This is a genomic window from Protofrankia sp. CiP1_Cm_nod1 (genome assembly GCF_920888515.1).
Lineage (GTDB): Bacteria > Actinomycetota > Actinomycetes > Frankiales > Frankiaceae > Protofrankia.
Genome location: NZ_CAKKTM010000471.1, coordinates 1 through 3794, shown reverse-complemented (window position 1 = coordinate 3794; position 3794 = coordinate 1). Strand labels below are relative to the sequence as shown.

Genomic DNA, 3794 nt, shown 5'->3' with positions numbered 1-3794 from the left:
GGATGAACGGTTTTCAGTTGGCTATAATACGCGAAGTGTTGATTTTGGATGACGGTTCGAGTGATGGTTTGAGCGAAGTTGTTGATCCAGGACAATACATGAACAACTACTGTGGAGAACGGTCGCGATCCGCTGGGTTGACGGAGGCCGTCGGCGTTCTGTAAGGTCTCCGGCCGCATGAGAAGGATTGCGATCATCTGGCCTCTGGTCGGTAGGCTGTTGGAGCCTCCGGACTTCCCAGGCTGGCATCCGGACCTCCTGGATCGGCCTCGCCGATCCGGCGGGAGCCCCGGATTCGGTGGGAGCCCCGAGCGCGAGGAGGAGCATGATCATGCGGCCTTTGGTCAGCTGGCCATCAGGTGTTCCGCGACGTCGCGGCCTCGGCGAGGAGGTGCTGGGTGATCTTCAAATGGGTGGGTGACGGTCGCCCGTATCCTGATCACGGGCTGAGCCAGCGGGAGTGGGCGGCGATTCCGCCGCGCCAGGTCAGGCTGGACCAGTTGGTCACCACCAAACGGGTGCTCGCGCTGGACGTCCTGCTCGACGAGGACTCGACCTTCTACGGGGATCTGTTTCCCCACGTCGTCGACTGGGACAACACGCTCTACCTGGAGGACGGTCTGCACCGGGCCGTCCGTGCGGCGCTGCAGCAGCGCAACTCGATCCATGCCCGGGTGCACGTTCTCCAGCAGCCCCAGCAGGAGGCGGGCCCGGCGTCCATAGCCGGTTCCCGGCTCGGGGTCAGTCCCCGCTGATCAGATAGGTGGTGAAGGTGTCGTCACCGACCTTGCCGAAGATGTGCGGCGGGCAGTCGTCGGACGGCTTGTAGGCGACGATCGGCCTCCACACGGGCAGACGGGAAACCTCGACGAGGGAACCACCGGCGAGGTCGCGGGCCTCCGCCAGGGTACGGTCACGCTCGTTGCTCCGTTCATACCACGCCCCGCACCAGCGGATCTCCTTGGGCCTGCTCGTCCACGCGGGAGTGTGGAAGAACCACAGCAGGTATATCTCGCGGAATACCAGGGCCGTCACCAGGATGGTCAGCAGCGCGCGGACGAAGTTCCCGGCCCGGCCTGACGCGAGAACGGGGCTCACAGCACCAGAAGCCTAAAGCGTCCCGGACGGATCTTCAGTAGCGCATGCGGGTGTGTCCGTCCATCAGGGGTGAACAGGTCATACCGGGTTTCCGCGGGCGGCGTGGCGCGAGGGACACTCAGTTGTCGTCGGGCCAGGCCAGGCCAGGCAGGCTGGGCTGGCCTGGGCCAGGTTGGGCCGGGCCGGGGCGCGGCGGTCGGCTTTCAGCCCATTCAGAGCTGTTCCGGGAACGCGTCGGCGTATGGGCCGCCCACGGTGACCTGGTCCCCGGTTCTGATCGTGCCGTCGGAGCGGACGGCGGCATACACCCCGCAGTTGATGTGCCCATAGTGGGCCTGTAGTTCCTTCGGAATCCTGATGTCACGCTCGCCCGTCCGCGGGTTGACCGTGGTCGCAGCGCACCGGCCGGTGGGGACGAGCGCTTTGACACGTACCTCGCCGAGGTGGATCTCGCGCCCGGCCCAGTCCAGTTCCGACCAGGCATCGACATCGTCCACATAGATGTTCGCCCGGAAGCGCAGGTGATGGACGTCCGTTCCCAGCCGGTCCGCGATGTCACGCACGGAGGCCAGGTTGATGATCGAGATGGCCCGCATCATCTCGGTGGAGACGACGGAGACATCGGTGAACCGGTGGCCGCCGGAGCCGGCCACCAGCCGTGGCCGGCCTCCGTGCAGGGTGTCGGCGAGCAGCGTCGCGAAGTAGTCCTCCACCGCCGCCCGGCCCCGCGTGCCGCCCAGGTCGGCGGTCAGTTTCCGGTCCGGGTGGTCGAGGGTGAGCAGGCCGGTGGCGGTGTTGTACCGGCTGGCGACGCGGGCCAGTTCCGCGTCCTTCGCCAGCGTCAGGAAACACGTCTTCGGCAGGGGCTGTGGATGCGCGTCGTCGAGAACCGTCTCGGGTCTTGCCAGCGCGTACACCCGGTCCATGGGGAGGCCTTCGCTCGCTGACAGCGCCATCGAGTCCAGCGCCTCGGCCGACAGGCCCTTGATCGGATAGCGGTACAGGCGGGCGATCCGGGGCACCCTCCCGACGCTACCGGCAGGGCCGGCCCCCGACGCAACGGCACCGGTGATGACGTGCTGGCCAGGAACTCCAGAGCGCCGGTCAGGTAACCATACGTATCCCCACGTATCCATCCGAATGGTGGCAGGTTTCGATGGGCGCCGGCCGCCGGAGAAGATCGGCGCGAGTTTGTCGTTGTGTACGCTTTTGCGGTCAAAAAGCGTACACAACGACAAAATTTTCCGGATCATGGCCTGTACGGATGGTCGTGGATGGGATCCGCGCTACTTGGCGCGGCGCTCCGGACTCCGCCGAAGGCGGTGCGAAGATTTTTTCGTGCTGCCGGAGGCCGTGGCTGATAGAGCCGCGGGCGGCGCGAAGGTTTCTTGTGCCGCCCGCGGCTCACCGCTGATCAGGAGGGGTGGTCAGGAGACGGTCGTGTCGCGGCGGCGTCCGCCACGCAGGGCGGCCGCGCCGGCTCCGATGCCGATCAGGCCGGTGACCAGCCCGGCGATGCCCAGCCCACGGGCTGTGCCGTCGGAGTTGTCGACGCTGTTCGACGCCGCCGTGCCGGTGCCGGCGGAGGGCGCGCCGGCCGCCGAGGCGCCGTGGGCGTCCGTGCCGCCGTGCGCGTCCGCGCCGCCGCCGGAGGCCGCGGTGAGGGTCAGGGACGGTGCCGGGTGCTCGGGCTCGTCCTGACCGGGCTGGGCCACGTCGATCCAGCGCACGACCTCGCCGCTGCTGTAGGTCTGCAGGGTCTTGAACGCGATCGTGCCCGCCTTGGCGGGCAGCGGCCCGGCCGAGACGTTGAACACGGCGAACTCACCCGGCTTGATCGCGGTGTCGGCGGATGACGCGGTCCAGGTGATCTGCGAGACCACTTCGGAGACCGACCCGTCGTCGGTCTTGATGGGCTCGGCCAGCTTGGTCCTGGCGACCTGGTAGGTCCAGCCCGGGTGTGGCTCGACCGACACCGAGCTGATCGGGGTGTCGGTCGGGAACTGGACCTCCAGCTTGGTCGTGGCGGCGTCGTCCCGTTCGGTCGGGATCTTGAACGACAGGGTGGTGTAACTGCCGGCGACCGCTGTCTTCGGCTGCACGGTGACGTGCGCGGACGCCGGCAGCGCAAAGGCGATCACACCGGTGAGGGCGGCGCCGAGCACGGCGATGCCACGGGTGGTGCGGGACATGCTGGTCCTTTCGGAAAACATTCTTGTCGCAAGCGTCGCGACAGCAGTTTTGTGTTTCCCTGTTGATCAACAGGGATGTATGCGTACGGGACGTCGCCCCGGATCCGCGCACACCTCACCCGTGCGGACGGCGGACCCGGCCCGGCACGCCGAGGCCGACCGGCCTGACGCGGGCCGGCTGGCGGTCCACACCGGGCAGCCAGCACCGGGCAGCCAGCACCGGGCAGTCCGCGGGCATGCCCGCCGCCGCCCGGATCCGACAGACACGGATTCGGGCGGCGGGTGTACGTCGGGCCAGTGCTTGCCGGCCCGGCCGGCCTGGCGGCGGACAGCCGTCCACGGGCAGGGCGGGACGCGGAGTGGGGTGACGTGCGGCGGCTACGGACGCGTGGCGATCAGGCAGGCCTGGCCGCGGCCGAACCCGCGGGTGGGGGCGGCCGGCGGCGGCCCGCGTCGTCCGCCGGCGCGGACGAACAGGCAGCCGCCCATGGACGCCGATGGCGC

The 3794-nt window shown here is 68.6% G+C and carries 5 protein-coding genes; 1 reads left to right on the top strand and 4 read right to left on the bottom strand.

What is annotated here, in order from left to right; genetic code table 11:
• A partial coding sequence (locus NBX02_RS22350; RefSeq protein WP_250293001.1) for a hypothetical protein occupies positions 1-197 on the bottom strand: 197 nt, incomplete at its 3' end.
• Positions 198-398: 201 nt separating this feature from the next.
• Between NBX02_RS22350 and NBX02_RS22345 the strand changes: the two genes are divergently transcribed.
• Positions 399-755, top strand: coding sequence for a type II toxin-antitoxin system VapB family antitoxin (locus NBX02_RS22345; protein WP_250284714.1), 357 nt, complete (start codon positions 399-401; stop codon positions 753-755).
• Here the strand turns inward: NBX02_RS22345 and NBX02_RS22340 are convergent.
• The 3 genes from NBX02_RS22340 to NBX02_RS22330 form a co-directional block, all read right to left on the bottom strand.
• Positions 742-1098, bottom strand: a complete 357-nt coding sequence (locus tag NBX02_RS22340; protein ID WP_250284712.1) for a hypothetical protein — start codon at positions 1096-1098, stop codon at positions 742-744. The two genes, NBX02_RS22345 and NBX02_RS22340, sit on opposite strands and share 14 nt — an antisense overlap.
• A gap of 212 nt (positions 1099-1310) precedes the next feature.
• Positions 1311-2120, bottom strand: a complete 810-nt coding sequence (locus NBX02_RS22335; RefSeq protein WP_250284710.1) for an MOSC domain-containing protein — start codon at positions 2118-2120, stop codon at positions 1311-1313.
• 405 nt (positions 2121-2525) lie between these two features.
• Positions 2526-3290 carry a YcnI family copper-binding membrane protein gene (locus NBX02_RS22330; RefSeq protein ID WP_250284708.1) on the bottom strand — a complete coding sequence of 255 codons (765 nt, stop codon included), beginning with the start codon at positions 3288-3290 and terminating at the stop codon, positions 2526-2528.
• Positions 3291-3794: the final 504 nt, after the last annotated feature.

What these genes read in the sequence shown, in the direction of transcription:
- NBX02_RS22330 (WP_250284708.1), bottom strand. Translation starts at nt 3,290, where the DNA reads ATGTCCCGCACCACCCGTGGCATCGCCGTGCTCGGCGCCGCCCTCACC.